This is a genomic window from Cytobacillus oceanisediminis 2691, assembly GCF_000294775.2.
Classification (GTDB): domain Bacteria; phylum Bacillota; class Bacilli; order Bacillales; family Cytobacillaceae; genus Cytobacillus; species Cytobacillus pseudoceanisediminis.
Map to the genome: position 1 here is coordinate 5,338,005 of NZ_CP015506.1, position 17,512 is coordinate 5,355,516.

Sequence of the window (17,512 nt, forward strand, 5' to 3'; positions counted from 1 at the left end):
GTTTACAATGCCATTAGTAATAGTTGGAATTGGAATCATTGCCTTATTAATACTAATAATGGGCTTAAAATTAAATACCTTTATTTCATTAATCATTGTTTCATTTGGTGTTGCTTTAGCACTCGGAATGCCGCTGGATCAAATTGTAAAGACCATTGAAGCAGGATTAGGGGGAACGCTGGGTCACTTGGCGCTTATATTTGGACTTGGCGCCATGTTAGGCAAACTAATCGCCGACTCTGGAGGCGCACAGCGAATAGCTATGACCCTTGTGAACAAATTCGGTGAAAAGAATATTCAATGGGCCGTAGTGGCAGCATCATTTATTATTGGTGTAGCATTATTCTTTGAAGTAGGACTTGTATTATTAATTCCAATCGTATTTGCCATTTCAAGAGAATTGAAGATATCCATTTTGTATCTTGGTATTCCAATGACAGCAGCTCTATCTGTCACACACGGATTCCTGCCTCCTCACCCGGGGCCAACTGTCATTGCGGGTGAATTTGGCGCAAACATTGGTGAAGTACTGCTTTATGGATTTATCATCGCTCTTCCTACCGTGATTTTAGCTGGACCGGTATTTACAAAAATTGCAAAAAGGCTAGTCCCTGAATCATTTACAAAAAGCGGGAGCATCGCCTCTTTAGGCGAGCAGAAAACATTTAAGCTTGAAGACACTCCTGGTTTTGGAATCAGTGTATTTACGGCTTTACTTCCTGTTATTTTAATGTCGATCGCAACGATTATTACATTGCTTCAAAAAACATTGGGATTTGAAGATAATAGTATTCTGGCCGCAATCCGTTTTATTGGTGACGCCGGCACTTCGATGCTGATCTCCTTATTGGTTGCCATCTATACAATGGGACTGGCAAGGAAGATTCCAATCAAAAATGTGATGGAATCCTGTACAACAGCTATCACCCATATCGGAATGATGCTCTTGATTATTGGCGGAGGCGGTGCCTTCAAACAAGTATTAATCGATGGCGGTGTTGGTGACTATGTAGCAGAGCTATTCAAAGGAACGAACTTATCACCGATTTTGCTTGCATGGATTATCGCTGCCATCCTGCGGATTTCCTTAGGGTCTGCCACAGTGGCTGCCTTAACAACAGCTGGCTTAGTCATTCCGATGCTGGGCCAATCAGATGTTAATCTTGCATTAGTGGTACTTGCAACAGGTGCAGGAAGCTTAGTTGCTTCACATGTTAACGATGCCGGCTTCTGGATGTTCAAAGAATACTTTGGATTAAGCATGAAGGAAACGTTTGCAACATGGACCTTGCTTGAAACCATTATATCTGTAGCTGGATTAGGATTTATTTTATTGCTAAGCTTATTTGTATAAACTATATAAGGCAATGGAACCCTACTTCCTGAGAGGGTTCCATTGCCTATTAATCTGAAAAAGGGAGCAAGAACTATGTTAAATACAATTGGTGTTATTGGTTTAGGAGTAATGGGCAGCAATATCGCTTTAAACATGGCCAATAACGGAGAGCAAGTGGCAGTATATAATTACACAAGGGACTTAACCGATAAACTTGTACAAAAACTGGATGGGCAAACCATTAACCCTTATTACGAAATCGGGGATTTTGTAAATTCCCTGGAAACACCAAGAAAAATCTTTTTAATGGTTACCGCAGGGAAAGCTATTGATTCTGTTATCTCCAGCTTGATCCCCTTCCTTGAAGAAGGTGATGTCATCATGGATGGCGGAAACTCACATTATGAAGATACAGGAAGAAGATATGATGAACTGAAATCAAAAGGAATTGGTTATTTAGGAATTGGAATCTCAGGCGGTGAAGTCGGTGCCTTAACAGGACCTTCCATCATGCCTGGCGGAGACAAAGAGGTCTATGATAAAGCCGCTCCTATTCTTACGAAGATAGCTGCACAGGTTGATGGTGTTCCTTGCTGTGTCTATATTGGACCAAAAGGGGCAGGCCATTTCGTTAAAATGGTACATAATGGAATTGAGTATGCGGATATGCAGCTAATTGCCGAAGCCTATACCTTTTTAAGAGATAAATTAGGATTATCAGTTGAGGAAATCGCTGATATTTTTGAAACATGGAATCAAGGCGAGCTGAAGAGCTATTTAATCGAAATCACGGCAGATATTCTAAGGAAAAAGGATGAGCGTACAGGGCTGCCGCAAATCGATGTCATTCTCGATAAAGCAGGGCAAAAAGGAACCGGAAAATGGACCAGCCTGCAAGCCATCGATAATGGAATTCCAACCTCGATCATCACAGAATCCTTATTTGCCCGTTATATCTCTGCTTTAAAAGAAGAGCGTATGACAGCAGAAACACTCTTAACAGGTCCAGAGAAGAATCAGACAGCCCTCGAAAAAGAAGAGTGGATTGAATACATCAGACAAGCTTTATATATGGGAAAAGTATGCGCCTATGCGCAAGGATTTACGCAATATAAAATGTCATCCGAACTGTATGGCTGGAATCTGCCTCTGAAGGATATTGCCCTGATTTTCCGCGACGGCTGCATCATTCGTGCGGAATTCTTAAATGTCATAAGCGAGGCCTACCAAGAGCAGCCGAGCCTGGCCAATTTGTTAGTCTCCCCTTACTTTGCAGAAAGAATCAGGGACTATCAGAACGGACTGCGTAAAATTGTCTGCGAAGGCATTCAATCCGGCATCGCTTTACCGTGCTTGAGCTCATCTCTTTCCTATTACGATAGCTATCGGACAGGAAACTCCAATGCGAGCATGCTGCAGGCACAGCGTGATTACTTCGGTGCCCATACGTATGAACGGACTGATTTAGAAGGAACCTTCCACACAAATTGGAATGAATAAAGCGGCGCCTGAGCTAAATTAATAGAGAAGAAAAAACGCTTGCCCCCGCCAGCTGCTTAGCATAGGGGGCAAGCGTTTTTAGTTTAGTCTCTTTCCAGCAGCGCAGCGCCTGCGATGCCAGGATCTGTCATCTCATATGGATCGAGAATTAAATCCAGTTCTTCTTCTGTCAGCACATCATATTTCAGGCATAGTTCCCTGATTGGAGAGCCTGTTAAAATGGCTTCCCTCGCGATTCTTGATACGACTTCATAGCCAAGGTGAGGGTTTACCGCTGTGATGATGCCCACACTTTTCTCAACGTATTCCCTTAATCTCTCTTCATTGGCTTCGATTCCTTTTACACAATGCTCAGTAAACGTACTGAAAGCATTGTTCATAATGCTGATCGATTGCAGAAGGTTAAAGATCAGGACTGGCTCCATGACATTCAGTTCAAGCTGTCCTGCTTCTGAAGCAAGAGAGATAGTATGGTCGTTTCCGATGACCTGGAATGCCACCTGGTTAATCAGCTCAGGAAGAACAGGGTTTACTTTCCCCGGCATAATGGAAGAACCCGGCTGTCTTGCTGGAAGCGATATTTCCCCAAGGCCGGCTCTTGGGCCAGACGCCATTAGACGCAAATCATTCGCGATTTTGGACATATTGATCATGCAGATTTTCAAGGCTCCGGAAACTTCCGTGTAAGAATCCGTATTCTGCGTGGCATCTACAAGATGATCAGCCCCTGTAAATGGCAGACCGCTGATGTCGGCAATGTGCTTCACTACCAAGTCAATGTATTTAGGGATGGCATTTAGCCCTGTTCCAACAGCTGTTGCTCCCATGTTCAACTCATATAAGTGCTGTTTGGATTGCTGAATGCGCTTAATGTCACGCGCAATGACACGGCTGTAAGCTTCAAATTCCTGGCCAAGCCTGATTGGAACCGCATCCTGCAGATGAGTCCGTCCCATTTTAATTACATGGTTGAATTCCTTTGATTTTTCAAGGAAAACGGAATGCATATGTTCCATGGTCGGGATTAACTGATCCAGCAGATTTAATACAGAGATATGCATTGCAGTCGGGAAGGCATCATTCGTCGATTGGGACATATTGACATGGGTATTTGGGCTGCAATGAGAATAATCTCCCTTTTCATAGCCCATAATTTCAATCGCACGGTTTGCAAGGATTTCATTAATATTCATATTAATGGACGTCCCGGCACCACCCTGGATCGGGTCAACAATAACCTGATCATGCCATAGTCCTTCAATCATTTCATCAGCTGCCTGTACGATCGGGTCTCCAATGCCTGAATAAAGGCGCTTAACCTCCATATTCGCCAAGGCCGCAGCCTTTTTCACCATTGCCATTGCCTTGATTAACTCCGGGTGGATCCGGTAGCCTGTAATCGGAAAGTTCTCAACCGCGCGAAGCGTCTGAACACCGTAATAGGCATCAACCGGAACTTCCTTAGAACCCAGGAAGTCTTTTTCAATTCTGAAGCTGTTCGTTGCTGCTAACATATACTCTTCTCCTTTATATAAACCTTTCAGATATATATAGGTTTTGTAATGACTTATCCTTCGTATACACTATAATCCGGAAAAGGGGAATAAGCAATGGTTATGGGACAATAATATATTGGCTATATGGAGTGCCAGCTTCTCCCTTATTATTTAACTGCACTTTGCCAACTATCTTATGCAATTGACATAAATTTAAATACGACCTACTATTTAATTGCCTTAATTGAAATTGCCTTTAATGCTCGAAATGAACAGGTTCCTTATTACCGGATGGCAGACAAAGGGACAGAGGAAGCTCTTATTATGGATTAAATGGAAGGCCAGCAAATGGCTGAATTTACTCAGCCCTTTAAACCGGAATAGCTTGCTTCACTGATTTTAGCCATAGAAGAAAGAATGCTTAAAGTAAACTCACCTATCCCTATAGGGCTTATTAATATGATTGGGAAGCTTATTGTTTAATCGACCTGCAAAATAAAGAATCAAGCAAGGCGTATATATATAAGACAAAGGAGAAAATCAGCATGTCCAATCAATCGAGCATGAGAACAGCTGGTCCAAAAAAACGTGCTGTTTCACTGGATTTAGCACGAGGTACGATGCTTCTGCTAATTGCACTTGCCCATGCCCCCCTCTATTTGTATACCTCTGAACCCGGGATTATGCAAAGAGTAGAGGCTGTTACCTTCCTTGACCAAATCGTTAATTTTTTGGGCCAATTTTTTATTGATAATAGAGCAAGGGCGATGTTTGCCGTTTTATTCGGATATGGGCTTGTTCTTGCATTTGACAGTCGAATATCTAAAGGAATAAGAGAAAAAGAAGCCATTAAGACGATAAGAAGGCGTTCCTGGTATTTGATTCTATTTGGGATTGTTTTGGCTGTCATCATTGGAGGCCAGGATATTCTTATGGCCTACGGGACAGCAGGGCTGCTCGTCAGCTGGCTTTTAGCACGTGAAATCAAGACACTGATTCGAACCTTTATTTTTATCACCTTATTCTATATAATTTTTGGCCCAATCATGTGGGGCTTCAACATGCTGGAAATCGGAGGCTATGGTTTCCCTCCAGAGGTTTCAGCCGCAGACACCTACCTTGGCACAGCTTTGATAGGCCTATATACTTTTCCTTCTATTCCTATTCTCATTCATTTAATGTTCCCGGTTCTCCCTTCCGTCCTGCTCGGCATGTGGATCGCCAGGTATCAGTTATTAATCAAGCCAGAGCAGCATTTAAAAATCATTTATTTGATTACCGTTTTAGGATTAACCGTTTCTTTATTAGGGGCACTGCCTTTATCGCTGCTGGGGACCTTATGGCATCCAAGCCCATTTACAGCTGGTTTGATGAACGGCTTACACATTTTAACAGGAATTGCAGGAGGCTTGGCATATGCCGCGATTTTCGGGATCATTGGGACCAAGGTAAAAAAGCCTGGGAGTCTTACCCTTTCTTTAATGGCTTTAGGGAAGCGCTCATTAACCTTCTATGTGTGGAACGAGACGATGCTTGTCCTCTTTTTATCGTCGGTGGCTCTTGATTTAGGTGGCCGTGTAAGCAATGGTACTGCAGCGGTTATTGCTGCGGGAATATGGTGTCTTTCTCTTCTATTGGCTTGGGGATTGGAAAAAAAGGATTTGAATGGACCATTGGAAGTTTTATTGAGGAGATTAGCCTATAGAAATAAGTAAACGAAGACAACCGAGTATTTTAGGGAACTCGGTTGTTTTTGAAATATGTTTAAATTGTTGTAACACAGCCTTTTTCTGCTGCTTCCATAATGCCTAATATAACTTTTAGCGAGGAAAGCGCATCGCTTCCTGTCACAAGCGGGTCTTGGTCGAGACGAATACAATCAATGAAGGCATCAATCACACCGCTATTTGTTTGATTCTCGTTTGTCTGGATTTTCTCTAGTTCAAAAAAAATATTTTCACCATTTTTATTCATGATTTCTATTTGGTATTTATCACTATGATAAATCTTCAAAATACCTTGTTCGCAATAAATGACGGTACTGTTGTCTTCTTCTCCGTAATAAGTCCAAGAAAAGGCAGCTGTCCCAAGACGGCCTTTTTTTGTTTTTAAACTGCATACGATGTTATCACATACTTCAATGGGTTCTCCCTTTTCATTGACTTTGTCGAGCGCACCTTGAAATGCGCTGACTTGTTCGATCTCATCATCTAATAAATAATGGATTAAATCGATCTTATGAATCCCTAAATCTCCTGCCACACCCAGACCTGACCGTTCCTTTTTAAAGAACCATGTAGAGTTTGATTTATTGACACCCCATTGTTCCGGTCCAGAGTGTCCAAAGGTTGTTCTAAAAGTAAGTACTTTTCCAAGTTCTTCATTTTTAATGATTTCTTTTGCCTTCTGATGTGCCCGAGTAAAACGCTGGTTATGATCAACCATTAACTTTTTCCCGGATTCCTTTTGAGCTTCGATAATCTTGTTTGCTTGCTCAACTGATAAAGAAATCGGTTTTTCACATAAAACATGCTTTCCGCTTAGTAATGCATTTGCAGAAAAGATATGATGAAACTCGTTTGAAGAACAATCACTAATGGCCTCAACTGCTGGATCAGCCAATAACTCTTCTGCTGTTTGAGCTACACTGCCGCCAAACTGGTTCGCGAGTTCGGTCGCCCTCTGTAAATTCCGGTCAAAAAAAACGATTTCATCCACGTATGGATTATCCCTGTATTCGGGTGCATGGCGTAATTTAGTGATCGACCCACACCCAATAATTCCTACTTTAATACCCAAAGGTTTCCCTCCTACTCTCTCTTTTGGAATACAACTGCAATGATGATGATTAACCCCTTAACAAATCCTTGGAGGTGTGGGGAAACATTCATTAAGTTCATCATGTTATTCAGAATACCTAAGATTAGGACACCAAAAAATGTACCCATAATCTTGCCGCGTCCACCCGTCATTCTAGTGCCGCCAATGATAACTGCAGCAATCGCATCCAATTCATATTGAACTCCTGAGCTTGAAGAAGAAATCGAATTCAACCGGGACGTTTCTATGATGGCTGCTACACTTACAAGTAAACCTACCAGGCTATAGACACCAATTTTTACCCGGTCGACTCGGATTGCTGATAGAAGGGCAGCTTTTTCATTACTGCCAAGGGCATATACATAACGGCCAAATCTGGTTTTATGCATTAATATATATACAATTGCTGTCATAACAAAGAAAATAATAACAGGATAATCAAATATCCATAAGTCGCTATTGGAAATGGCAGTAAAACTAGGGACCTCTCCGGAAATACTGCCGCCTTCAGCAATATATAAAGCAATGGATCTTGCGGCAGCCATCATCCCAAGGGTTGCAATAAACGAGGCAATTCTGCCTTTCGCAACCATTAATCCATTTAAAAACCCCGCGAATGTACCTGCTATGAATGCTGTTAATACCGCAATCAAAATACTTCCAGTTGCATTTAAGGCCAATACGGTAATGACACCAACTAAAACGAGCACTGATCCAACCGATAAGTCAATTCCGCCCGATAGCATAACAATCGTCATACCTAAAGCCACAATTCCAATAATCGAAACTTGCATCAATATATTCAGCTGATTATTGATATCTAGAAATCTGGGACTCATTATCGAGGCTGCAAGAAAAATAATTAAGAAGGCAATAATGACGCTATACTCAGACCATAGCCAAGAGAGGCGACTTTTTGCTGTTGACGTTTGCTGATTGGGTTGTTTCATTGTATTAATATTAGCCAATTTTTTCGGCCTCCCTTTTTGAGCCAGTTGCATAACTCATAATGTCATCTTCTGATGCTTCTTCTCCCTTAAATCGGGCTGTGATTTCTCCTTGGTACATTACATAAATATGATGACAAATCTTTTGTACTTCCGGTGCTTCTGAGGATAAGATAATCACTGCTTTTCCTTGTTCTGCCAATGAAACGATTTGCTGATAAATTTCTTGCTTAGCTCCCACATCAATCCCCTGTGTTGGATTGTCAAAAATGATGATATCTGTATCCACCTCCAGCCATTTAGCAATGATGACCTTTTGCTGGTTGCCGCCGCTTAACTTATCGATTGTAATACGCGGATTGTGAACTTTGATGTTCAGTTTGTCCTTATAATATTGAAATTTCTCCTTTTCTTGCCTTTCCTGAATAAAACCCGACTTCTCAAAATGTCCAATGGACGTTAAGCTCATATTATGAATGACACTTAAATCTTTAATGATTGCATTTTCTTTCCGATCCTTTGGAACAAGCCCTAATCCTGCTTCTACTGCTTTGCGCGGATTATCTATTTTTACTGGCTGTTTATTGATTTTAATTTCACCCGTGTACTTTTTCCGATATCCAAATAGGCTTTCAAAGAGCTCTGTCCTGCCATCACCAGCCAAGCCGGTAAAGCCTAATATTTCACCTTTTCGAAGGGTGAAGCTAATGTCTTTATATAATCCTGGACTTGTTAAGTCAGTCACTTCTAAAATCACTGGTCCATACGAATGCTTTTGAACCAATCTATCTTGAGAAATAGATTTACCAACCATTAACTTGGTAATCGTATCTAAATTTTCATTTTCAATACTGCCGGTACCAACAAGTTCTCCATCACGCAGCACCGTGTAACGGTCACAGACTTCCTTGATTTCCTTTAACTTATGAGAAATATAAATAATGGACACGCCTGAGTTCTTCAAGTTCCTCATTAAATCAAACAAACGGCTGACTTCATGTTCCGCTAACGATGTTGTAGGTTCGTCCATAATGATTAACTTTGATTTATGCAGCAGCGCCTTTGATATTTCTATTAATTGTTTGTAGGAGGTTTCCAGATTTCTGACATATTCCCTGGGATCGATATCCACACCTAGCTTTGCTAATATTTCATTCGTAAACCGGCACATCTCCTGTACTTTTAAGAATCCAAATTTATTTCGCAGTTCTGAACCTAAAAACATATTTTCATAGACTCTAAGATCGGATACTACATTTAGTTCCTGATGGATAAAGCTGACTCCCTGCTCCTGTGATACTCTGGGATTAGACATTTTCACATCCTGGCCATTGATGTGAATGGTGCCGCTATCAGGCTGATGAACGCCGCCTAATATGTTCATCAAAGTAGATTTTCCGGCACCATTTTCTCCTAACAATGCATGGATCTCGCCTTTCTGTACATTTAACGTTACATCTTTCAGAACAGGTACCCTGTTAAACGATTTTTCAATGCTGCTCATTTTCAAAAAAGGACTTGTAGTCATGGTCTTTCGTCCCTCCTTTATAGGAAAAGAGGAAACACAATAACTGTATTCACAATCATTGTATCTCCACACCATTATTTAAAATTTTGATTCTGGATCGTAGAACTCATCAACGTTATCCTTGGTAACCTGAGTAGCTTCTTTCACGACCATTGCTTCTGCCGGGTCTTTCCCTTTTGCAATGTCTGCTGCAATTTGTATCGCATCTTCAACCATTGTTGGAGAGTACAAAAATGTTGCTGAAATCAGCCCATCTGCTTGAATGTCTTCAAATACAGCCTTTCCGCCTCCAGCACCAGTAATAAATTGAATATCTTTACGCCCGGCTTCTTTAATGGCTTGCAATACACCAAGAGCCATTCCATCGTCCTGTGTAAAAACAGCATCGATTTGAGGATGCGCCTGTAAGATATTTTGCATAACTTCCAATGATTTTTCAGTTGAGAAATCCCCGCTTTGTGAAGCGATAACCTCAATGTCGGAACTTTCCATTGCTTCTTTAAAGCCTGCTCCGCGCTGTTCTGTCACGGAACTTGGCGGTCCAGTTATTTCAACTACTTTTCCTTTTCCATTCAGCTTTTCTACAAAGTATTTACCGGCATTTACACCAATACCTTCGTTATCGCCTTTTACAACCACAGTAGCTGCATCGTTTTCCAGTTCACGGTCCACAATCACTAAAGGAATGCCTGCCTCTTTAATTTTTTGTCCAACTGGAGAAAGTGCAGCAGACTCAATTGGGAGCATTACGATAACATCCACATCTTGAGCAATTAGATCATTCACGTCATTTGCCTGCTTATTGGGATCAGCAGCATTAGTCATAACGTATTCAATGCCATCACTTTCTTTCAATGCCTTTGCTTCCTTTTCAGCACTGTCAATTAAAGCTCCCATCCAGCCATGTGTAGAGGATGGTAATGAAATACCAATTTTTAATGTATCATCCTCTTCTTCACCTTTGGAACTTCCTGCATCACTGCTGCACGCAGCCAAACTAAACATTGTGACTAAAGACAAAATCAAGACTAGAAATCTCTTCAAACCATCCACCCCTTTGTTATATTAGAAAAGCGCTCCCTGAATGCATTGTAATCGATTACATTTACATCTAAGGTCAGCGGTCTACTATTAAACTAGTGGATTCTGTTAATAGCAGAGCGCTGATCTTAGCTGTATTATCTTGATGTGGACTCCCGTATCACTAAATCATGGTCTAATATGATACTTTCAACTTCTATCCCTTTAATCTTATCAATCAGCATTTTCGCTGCTACGGTACCCATCTTATGCATCGGTTGTGCGATGGTGGTGAGAGTGGGATTTGTCATATTTGAAAAATCTATTTTGTCAAAACCGACTACCGCCATATCGCTGGGAACGTGCAATCCAGAGGCATTTATTTCTTTTAGGGCCCCGATGGCTAAAAGGTCAGATACTGCAAATACCGCAGTTGGCCGTTCTTCTAAGTTTAAGATCTTTTTCATTGCCTGCTGCCCATTTTCAAATCCTAAATGCTGGGTAGAGATGATGTATTCAGGTTTTAACGCAATTCCATTCTCTTCTAACGCCCGTTTGTAGCCCATTTTACGCTGCCGGGCATATAGATATTTTTCATCCGAATTAATTAGAGCAATTTTTTTATGGCCTATTTGAACCAGATGCTTGACTGCCCGGTAAGAAGCTTCTTCATTATCGATGGTTACATAGGGAATGCCGCTGCCTTCTTCATACTCACTGCATTGAATAATCGCGTAATTTTCTGCAAGTTTTTTCAGTGTTTTTCCATTGACAGCAGGGTCCATCGAAATAATTCCATCTGCCATCTTTTTACGAACTAAATCAAAGTAAATATTCTCTCTCTCCGGATCCGAATCAGTCTCGCACAAGAGAATATTATAATTTTGGCTAATCGCAACCTGTTCAATTCCTTTAATAATTTCTAAATAAAACGGGTTCGAAATGGTTGGAATTAAAATTAACAGGAGCCGGCTTTCAGAATTTCTGAGATTTCTCCCTAACATACTAGGTTCATAATTTAACTTTTTAATTGCCTCTTCGACTTTCATTCTTGTTTTTCCGGATACGGTTTTTTGTCCGTTTAGCACTCTTGATACTGTTGCAACTGAAACACCCGCTTGTTTAGCGACCTGTTGAATGTTTGCCATATTAAAGTCCTACCTTCTACATAGTACATAGTTCCTTGAAATCGATTACATTTTTATAGTAATTTGTTCCGAATTATCTGTCAATAAGTATTTTTCGTCAAAATAAAACAGTTGATTTACTTGAAAAACTTTTATATGTTAAAAATGTAATGGATTACATTTTTAAATATTCCGAAAACAAAGAGGAGTGTCCTTTAAAATGAAATTAGGGGTTTTTACCGTATTATTTTCCGATAAAAGTCTTGAAGACATGTTAAGCTATGTATCTTCCAAAGGCATTGAAGCCATTGAAATAGGTACAGGCGGATATCCTGGCGATGCTCACTGTAAAGTGGATGAATTATTAATAGATGACATTGGATTGCAAAACTTCAAACAAAAGATTGTCGATTATGGATTAATTATTAGCGCTTTCAGCTGCCATGCCAATCCACTTCATCCACAGAAGAAAAATGCTGACCCTGCTGACGAACTGCTTACAAAAACGATTCGTCTGGCATCCAAACTAGGAGTTCCTGTCGTAAATACTTTTTCCGGCTGCCCCGGCGATCATGAAAATGCCCTTTATCCAAATTGGCCCGTAACTCCTTGGCCCCATGACTTCCAAGAGGTTTTAAAATGGCAGTGGGAAGAAAAATTAATTCCTTATTGGAAAGAAAAAAATGATTTTGCACAGGCGCATAATGTGAAAATTGGCTTAGAACTGCATGGGGGATTCTCCGTTCATACACCAGCTACCATGCTCCGGTTAAGAGAAGCTTGCGGGCCTGCCCTTGGTGCTAACCTTGACCCCAGCCATCTATGGTGGCAAGGTATTGACCCGATTGAAGCCATTAAGATCCTAGGAAGGGAAAATGCCATCCATCATTTTCATGCGAAAGATATCACTTTTGACCAGCCCAACATGAACAAAAATGGTCTTACAGACATGACAGACTATTCCCAAATGCGTGACCGCTCATGGTATTTTAGATCAGTCGGATTTGGACACGATCAAAAAGAATGGGCAGATATAATTAGTACACTCCGGCTTTATGGATATGATTATGTAGTAAGCATCGAACATGAAGACGGATTAATGTCGATTGATGAAGGATTTACAAAAGCAGTGGAAAACCTAAAGCCAATCATAGTAAAGGAATCTGCTGGTCAAATGTGGTGGGCGTAGTTATAAGAAAACATTTTTATTAAGTATACGCTGGATGCCAATAGTAATTGGCTTCCACAAGTGCTTTGTATATATTTTCCCGCTAAAAAGGACAGAGAAATTCGATTCATGCTGTCCTTCTTAAGGACTTTACGGTCTTCTCCACTTGGAAAATATGTCCTGTCTGTGTCTCTTCACTGGTAATCATACGAAACCCATGTCCATTGAAGGAGTAAAATCTGCAGTTATGTTCAGTAAAAATAGGAATCTTGCGGCTTATTTACTGAAAATCTCAGGGGCTGATTAATATAAAAATATATGTTAATCAGCTGCTTTTTATAAGGAGACTTATTTATAATAGTTAACCAACCGTTTATGACAGGATAAATATCCATATAAGCTTCATAAACGGTCCGATTCATTCAGGGATTCCTTCCGATATTCACTCGGGGAACAGTTTTTCTGGCTTCGAAACACTTTGTAAAAATTGGAAGGACTTTGAAACCCCACCTCATAGCAAATCTCCAGATTTGTCAGCGAAGTGCTTTTAAGGAGGTGGGCTGCTTTATCGATACGAATCTTTTCTAAATAAGCACGCGGAGTTTCAGAGGTTTCCTGTTTAAATAAGCGCTCAAGATAAAAGGGACTTAAACCGATTTGATCCGCTATGTCTTTTAATGCCAGATTTTGTTTGTAGTGATTGACCAGGAATGTAATAATTTCTCTGACTAGGGCAATATGCGGCGATTGCTCCACTTCTGGCTGGCATCTTTTGCAGGGGCGGTAACCCGATTCTTCCGCTACATTCTTTTCTGCGTAAAATGCTACATTTATTTTTTTGGGTTTTCTCGATCTGCAGGAAGGGCGGCAATATATCTTCGTTGTTTTGACTGCTGTATAAAATAAGCCATCATATTTGCAATCACAAGCAATGATTTTCTCCCACATCTCTTCAAATGACAGATTGATATTCGCCGCCATTAACTCCACTTCCTTCCTGCGCTTCTGCTAGTTATTATACAAGATGGCAGTATCCCTAGACTCTGCCAGTTCACGTGCATTCTTTTCTATATATGCAATCACTTTATCAGACAGGGCATTTCCAAAGCTAAAACGCCTCACACCTAATTCTTCTAGCTTATTACAATTGGTCAGTCCCGGTAAAGATAAGACATTGAGCGGGGCACTGACATTCTTCGTGATGGCTTTAATCTCCTCTTCTTCTATTAAACCCGGTACAAAAACTCCGCTGGCACCGCTCTCCACATATGCTTTTGCCCGTTCTATCGTTTCTGGAAGCGGATTTTGTTTCTGTAAATACGTATCGGTTCTGGCGTTAATATAAAAATCCTTATAGCCATTGTTTTCTAACGCGGCTCTTATCCTTTCTAAAAGGCTGCAATGCCAGGAAATCTCCTTTAATCCTTTCTGCTTTTTGAAGGAATCCTCAATATTGATGCCGGCCACCCCTGCATCTGCTGTCATTATGACATGCTCAATTATTGTTGGGATATCTTCCCCGTAGCCCGCTTCAATATCAGCAGAAACAGGAATTTTCACATTTTCCGCTATGGTTTTGATAATCGCTAAGTGTCTATCAAAATCAATTAATTCTCCGTCTGCATATCCCAGTGAATCAGCAATCCCCCAGCTGGTCGTACCAATTGCTTTAAATCCTGCTTTTTCAAGTGTTAAGGCGGAAAGCAAATCCCAGGCGTTTCCCAGGAATAAAAGTTCATTTGAAAAATGCAGCTCATTAAATTTCTGTATTTTGTTCATTATTATCTCCTCCTAAAGTTGTTGGACTCATTTTAACAAGAGAACGATAGCCATTTCGTCCTCATTCTTGCTCTTATGGTCTGGATTTAAGAGGACAAAAAAGTGAATGTTGATTGTGTTTCACATTCGGCGCGGGGATCCTTCTGGTTTTTCGAGTAGCAAAAAAAAGACCCCCTTAAATGGCTTTGGCCAATCAAGATGGTCATAATTTTAATTTACAATACAGAAAAAACTATATAATCAGTCATTAATCTAAGCAATAAACTCTTTAATATTTCATTACTTTACTGCAATTAATAATTCAAATAATGGATTTTAAAACATATTTAAGGATATAAAAGGGAAGAACCAACCATGTTTGGCGATTCTTAAAATGAAGTATTTAGGGATATATCAGTTCAAGGAATTTAATATCGTTTTTTCACGTATAACGCCAGGTGAACTTTAACCTCCTATTTACAGTAGTATATATTACTTAAATTCTACACTATTAATCAACCATAGCCATAAAGTATTCATCGTCCTCATCAATCTTTCTTATAAATTCCTCTAATGAATCAGCTATTTTTATCCCAAAGAAATAAACAGGAGTATAATTAGAAGTGTTTATGTCAAGAGTTAAATATACCCCCTCGTTTTTTTCAAAAAACACTAATTTATCTTCCTCTTCATATATATTCTCTAAATCTGGATCAAACTCGTAAATATCTTCTCTAAGCGTTATATCAGCTATAGTGTCTGGATCCATAATTCTATTTAGCGCATTACCATTGATTCCTTTTATAAAGCCATAGCCAACTTCTAAGTAAAAATTTCTAAGTTCATTGGGTAACGTAAACCCAAGTCTCTCTTCTGCATTTAACAGTTCACTTTCTTGTAGTTTAATAAATTTATGCTTACCATTTTTCACAAAATCAAATTTAGCCATTAAAACTACCTCCTTGGAAATAATTTATTTGATGGAGACCCTTTACCATGAATCCCTGCCTGATGTTCATCAGGAAATTTAGCAGGATGTATATTCCACCATTCGTGAGGACCACCAAAATTATTTTCTATTATATGGTGAGCATCATAGGGTTGACCTATATCCCTTGCTAACCTCCCTTTTTTATCATAAATTTCCTCAGTATACCTTGGCCATGTTTGCCCCGTGTTCACTTCCCATTCATCAATCAATTTATTTTTTACACCATTGAATTTACTTCTGTGTTTTATAGTTTCCAATGGGGTCATCTTTTCATATTTATTATCCCTTAAAGCATCCTTTAATTTTTCAATTTGTCTTTTATGAAGTTTCAATCCTGTTTTCGACTCAACATCTCTAATATAATTTTTAGCTAAATCATAATCAATTTTTACGGTATCCTTCGTACCCTTGCCCCCATACACTTTCTCCGTCACAGTCTTTATCTGCGTCAAAGGGTCATGAAGAACATTATAAGGCACCGGGCGCTGAACCAGTCCTCCCGCCAAGGCAGGTCTCTGAATCGGCGTGTAAATCGGAAGTGCCTTCTCTCCTTTACCAGCCTGGCGAACCGTCTTGGCAACGGTTCCAGCTTTCCCAATCCCCTTATCCCCCAGAATGCCAATTCCAAGGGAAGTCAGACCATAGGTAAAGAAGGCTGTCCGGCTTTTGACATCTCCACTTATGACATCCCGCTCCCAGGCGCTGGTGACAGCGGACCATATATATTTCGGCATATCCAGAGCCTGGCTCACTTTTCCTATAGGGTCATTTAAAATGCCTAAGTAAAATTCCTGGTGCTTCCTTTGGTTTTCTAATAGCTGGTCACGGTTAAACAGCAATTCACTGCCCAAAAACAGCGGACTGAACGGTCCCATAATGGTTCTGCCTAGTTCATAGGTCGACTTCAGCCCATCCCATGTATCACCTACAGCTTTGGATGCCCCCTCAATGGCTCCTTCAGCTATATCTTGAAGAATACTTTGCCCGCTTTCTGGATTGGGATTCGATATTTCCTCGTGGAAATCCTTCCAGTTTAGAGATTTAGGCTGATATTGGGCCAGAGATAAGCTGCTGCTTTGGAACATGCCCGCTATTTTTTGAATGTACTGGTTCATGAGGTTTAGATCATGCAGGATAGGGTCCAGTGCAGCCGTTTCCCGATGGTCAAAATCCTCCAATTTTTGAACTGTTTCGCGGCTTGAGTCCTCAGCGCTCTTTGTTGCCTGGATAAAGCGGCCAACCTCCAGCCGCGGAAGCGCAACAATATCGCTTACGGACTTCATGATCTCATTCGCTTCCTCTCTCAGCTCAGCAGTGATCTGAAGAGTGTTTCTAAGCCCTTGTTGGAGTTCATGCTCCAGAAATTCCTGGCGGATAAAGCCTGAAGGGGAGGGTTCAAGATTACCCAATGAACCTATGAAACTTTTTAAATAGGATCGATACTCGTCAATCCAGGATTCAAGGAATTGCAAAAATGGCTGGTGGCATTCCTGATAAAAAGCCCGTATTGCCTGGCCGCCCTGTCCTTTGAACGCATCTTCAAGAGACACCAGTTCCTGGATGGATACCTGAACTTGACTTACCTGATCTTTAAGGATGGATAATTGATTGCTGGTTTCGTGGATTCATGCAAGCAAGGAATCTACTTCAAGAACTTTCAACAGAATCAGCTCCGTATTATAAATTCCATTTTCTTCTATTTTTATCTTAAAGGACTCGGGCAATTAGGTGAATAGGAATTTTGGCATGAAATAGTGTAAAAGTATCCTAGAGTTTGATCCATGTTTTTTGGATTCCCCAAGCACCTGAAATGAAAAGAGA

15 protein-coding genes are annotated in these 17,512 nt (G+C 40.5%); 5 read left to right on the plus strand and 10 right to left on the minus strand.

All coding sequences use genetic code 11. The features are described from left to right. Positions 1–7: 7 nt before the first annotated feature. Complete coding sequence (locus A361_RS26625) at positions 8–1,354, plus strand: GntP family permease (protein WP_019380510.1); 1,347 nt, start codon at positions 8–10, stop codon at positions 1,352–1,354. A gap of 75 nt (positions 1,355–1,429) precedes the next feature. Then, entirely contained in the window at positions 1,430–2,836 is a 1,407-nt protein-coding gene (gnd, locus tag A361_RS26630) for a decarboxylating NADP(+)-dependent phosphogluconate dehydrogenase (protein WP_019380509.1), read from the plus strand. Positions 2,837–2,919: 83 nt separating this feature from the next. Here gnd and aspA read toward each other — a convergent pair whose 3' ends face one another. Then, positions 2,920–4,350 (minus strand): aspartate ammonia-lyase, encoded by a 1,431-nt coding sequence (gene aspA, locus A361_RS26635; protein WP_019380508.1) that lies wholly within the window; start codon positions 4,348–4,350, stop codon positions 2,920–2,922. Between the two features lie 126 nt (positions 4,351–4,476). Here aspA and A361_RS26640 point away from each other — a divergent pair, with 126 nt between their 5' ends. Together A361_RS26640 and A361_RS26645 are read left to right on the plus strand one after the other, a co-directional pair. Next, positions 4,477–4,665, plus strand: coding sequence for a hypothetical protein (locus A361_RS26640; protein WP_019380507.1), 189 nt, complete (start codon positions 4,477–4,479; stop codon positions 4,663–4,665). Positions 4,666–4,877: 212 nt separating this feature from the next. Then, entirely contained in the window at positions 4,878–6,047 is a 1,170-nt protein-coding gene (locus tag A361_RS26645) for a DUF418 domain-containing protein (protein WP_019380506.1), read from the plus strand. A gap of 49 nt (positions 6,048–6,096) precedes the next feature. Here the strand turns inward: A361_RS26645 and A361_RS26650 are convergent, their stop codons facing one another. The 5 genes from A361_RS26650 to A361_RS26670 all read right to left on the minus strand — a co-directional run bounded on the left by A361_RS26650 (position 6,097) and on the right by A361_RS26670 (position 11,795). Further along, a complete protein-coding gene (locus A361_RS26650) occupies positions 6,097–7,131 on the minus strand; it encodes a Gfo/Idh/MocA family protein (RefSeq protein ID WP_019380505.1) in 1,035 nt (344 codons plus the stop codon). Between the two features lie 11 nt (positions 7,132–7,142). Next, complete coding sequence (locus tag A361_RS26655) at positions 7,143–8,120, minus strand: ABC transporter permease (RefSeq protein WP_019380504.1); 978 nt, start codon at positions 8,118–8,120, stop codon at positions 7,143–7,145. Beyond that, positions 8,113–9,627, minus strand: a complete 1,515-nt coding sequence (locus A361_RS26660; RefSeq protein ID WP_019380503.1) for a sugar ABC transporter ATP-binding protein — start codon at positions 9,625–9,627, stop codon at positions 8,113–8,115. The genes A361_RS26655 and A361_RS26660 overlap by 8 nt, the downstream gene beginning before the upstream one ends. Before the next feature lie 78 nt (positions 9,628–9,705). Then, positions 9,706–10,671 carry a substrate-binding domain-containing protein gene (locus A361_RS26665; RefSeq protein ID WP_019380502.1) on the minus strand — a complete coding sequence of 322 codons (966 nt, stop codon included), beginning with the start codon at positions 10,669–10,671 and terminating at the stop codon, positions 9,706–9,708. A gap of 134 nt (positions 10,672–10,805) precedes the next feature. Next, positions 10,806–11,795, minus strand: a complete 990-nt coding sequence (locus A361_RS26670; RefSeq protein WP_019380501.1) for a LacI family DNA-binding transcriptional regulator — start codon at positions 11,793–11,795, stop codon at positions 10,806–10,808. A gap of 199 nt (positions 11,796–11,994) precedes the next feature. Between A361_RS26670 and A361_RS26675 the strand changes: the two genes are divergently transcribed. Further along, positions 11,995–12,963: a sugar phosphate isomerase/epimerase family protein gene (locus A361_RS26675; RefSeq protein ID WP_019380500.1), complete on the plus strand. Its 969-nt coding sequence runs from the start codon at positions 11,995–11,997 to the stop codon at positions 12,961–12,963. Positions 12,964–13,344: 381 nt separating this feature from the next. Here the strand turns inward: A361_RS26675 and A361_RS26680 are convergent, their stop codons facing one another. The 4 genes from A361_RS26680 to A361_RS31050 all read right to left on the minus strand — a co-directional run bounded on the left by A361_RS26680 (position 13,345) and on the right by A361_RS31050 (position 17,316). Further along, positions 13,345–13,923 carry a bifunctional transcriptional activator/DNA repair enzyme AdaA gene (locus tag A361_RS26680; protein WP_019380498.1) on the minus strand — a complete coding sequence of 193 codons (579 nt, stop codon included), beginning with the start codon at positions 13,921–13,923 and terminating at the stop codon, positions 13,345–13,347. Positions 13,924–13,950: 27 nt separating this feature from the next. Further along, on the minus strand, positions 13,951–14,721 hold the full coding sequence (locus A361_RS26685) for an isocitrate lyase/PEP mutase family protein (protein WP_019380497.1): 771 nt from the start codon (positions 14,719–14,721) through the stop codon (positions 13,951–13,953). Between the two features lie 490 nt (positions 14,722–15,211). After that, a complete protein-coding gene (locus A361_RS26690) occupies positions 15,212–15,649 on the minus strand; it encodes an SMI1/KNR4 family protein (protein WP_019380496.1) in 438 nt (145 codons plus the stop codon). A gap of 5 nt (positions 15,650–15,654) precedes the next feature. Continuing rightward, entirely contained in the window at positions 15,655–17,316 is a 1,662-nt protein-coding gene (locus tag A361_RS31050; RefSeq protein ID WP_082919418.1) for a T7SS effector LXG polymorphic toxin, read from the minus strand. Between the last annotated feature and the right edge of the window lie 196 nt (positions 17,317–17,512).

Excerpts from the sequence above, each read along its gene's own strand:
- A361_RS26625 (WP_019380510.1), top strand. The coding sequence starts at position 8 with ATGCCATTAGTAATAGTTGGAATTGGAATCATTGCCTTATTAATACTA.
- gnd (WP_019380509.1), top strand. The coding sequence starts at position 1,430 with ATGTTAAATACAATTGGTGTTATTGGTTTAGGAGTAATGGGCAGCAAT.
- aspA (WP_019380508.1), bottom strand. The coding sequence starts at position 4,350 with ATGTTAGCAGCAACGAACAGCTTCAGAATTGAAAAAGACTTCCTGGGT.
- A361_RS26640 (WP_019380507.1), top strand. The coding sequence starts at position 4,477 with ATGGAGTGCCAGCTTCTCCCTTATTATTTAACTGCACTTTGCCAACTA.
- A361_RS26645 (WP_019380506.1), top strand. The coding sequence starts at position 4,878 with ATGTCCAATCAATCGAGCATGAGAACAGCTGGTCCAAAAAAACGTGCT.
- A361_RS26660 (WP_019380503.1), bottom strand. The coding sequence starts at position 9,627 with ATGACTACAAGTCCTTTTTTGAAAATGAGCAGCATTGAAAAATCGTTT.
- A361_RS26670 (WP_019380501.1), bottom strand. The coding sequence starts at position 11,795 with ATGGCAAACATTCAACAGGTCGCTAAACAAGCGGGTGTTTCAGTTGCA.
- A361_RS26675 (WP_019380500.1), top strand. The coding sequence starts at position 11,995 with ATGAAATTAGGGGTTTTTACCGTATTATTTTCCGATAAAAGTCTTGAA.
- A361_RS26680 (WP_019380498.1), bottom strand. The coding sequence starts at position 13,923 with ATGGCGGCGAATATCAATCTGTCATTTGAAGAGATGTGGGAGAAAATC.
- A361_RS26685 (WP_019380497.1), bottom strand. The coding sequence starts at position 14,721 with ATGAACAAAATACAGAAATTTAATGAGCTGCATTTTTCAAATGAACTT.
- A361_RS26690 (WP_019380496.1), bottom strand. The coding sequence starts at position 15,649 with ATGGCTAAATTTGATTTTGTGAAAAATGGTAAGCATAAATTTATTAAA.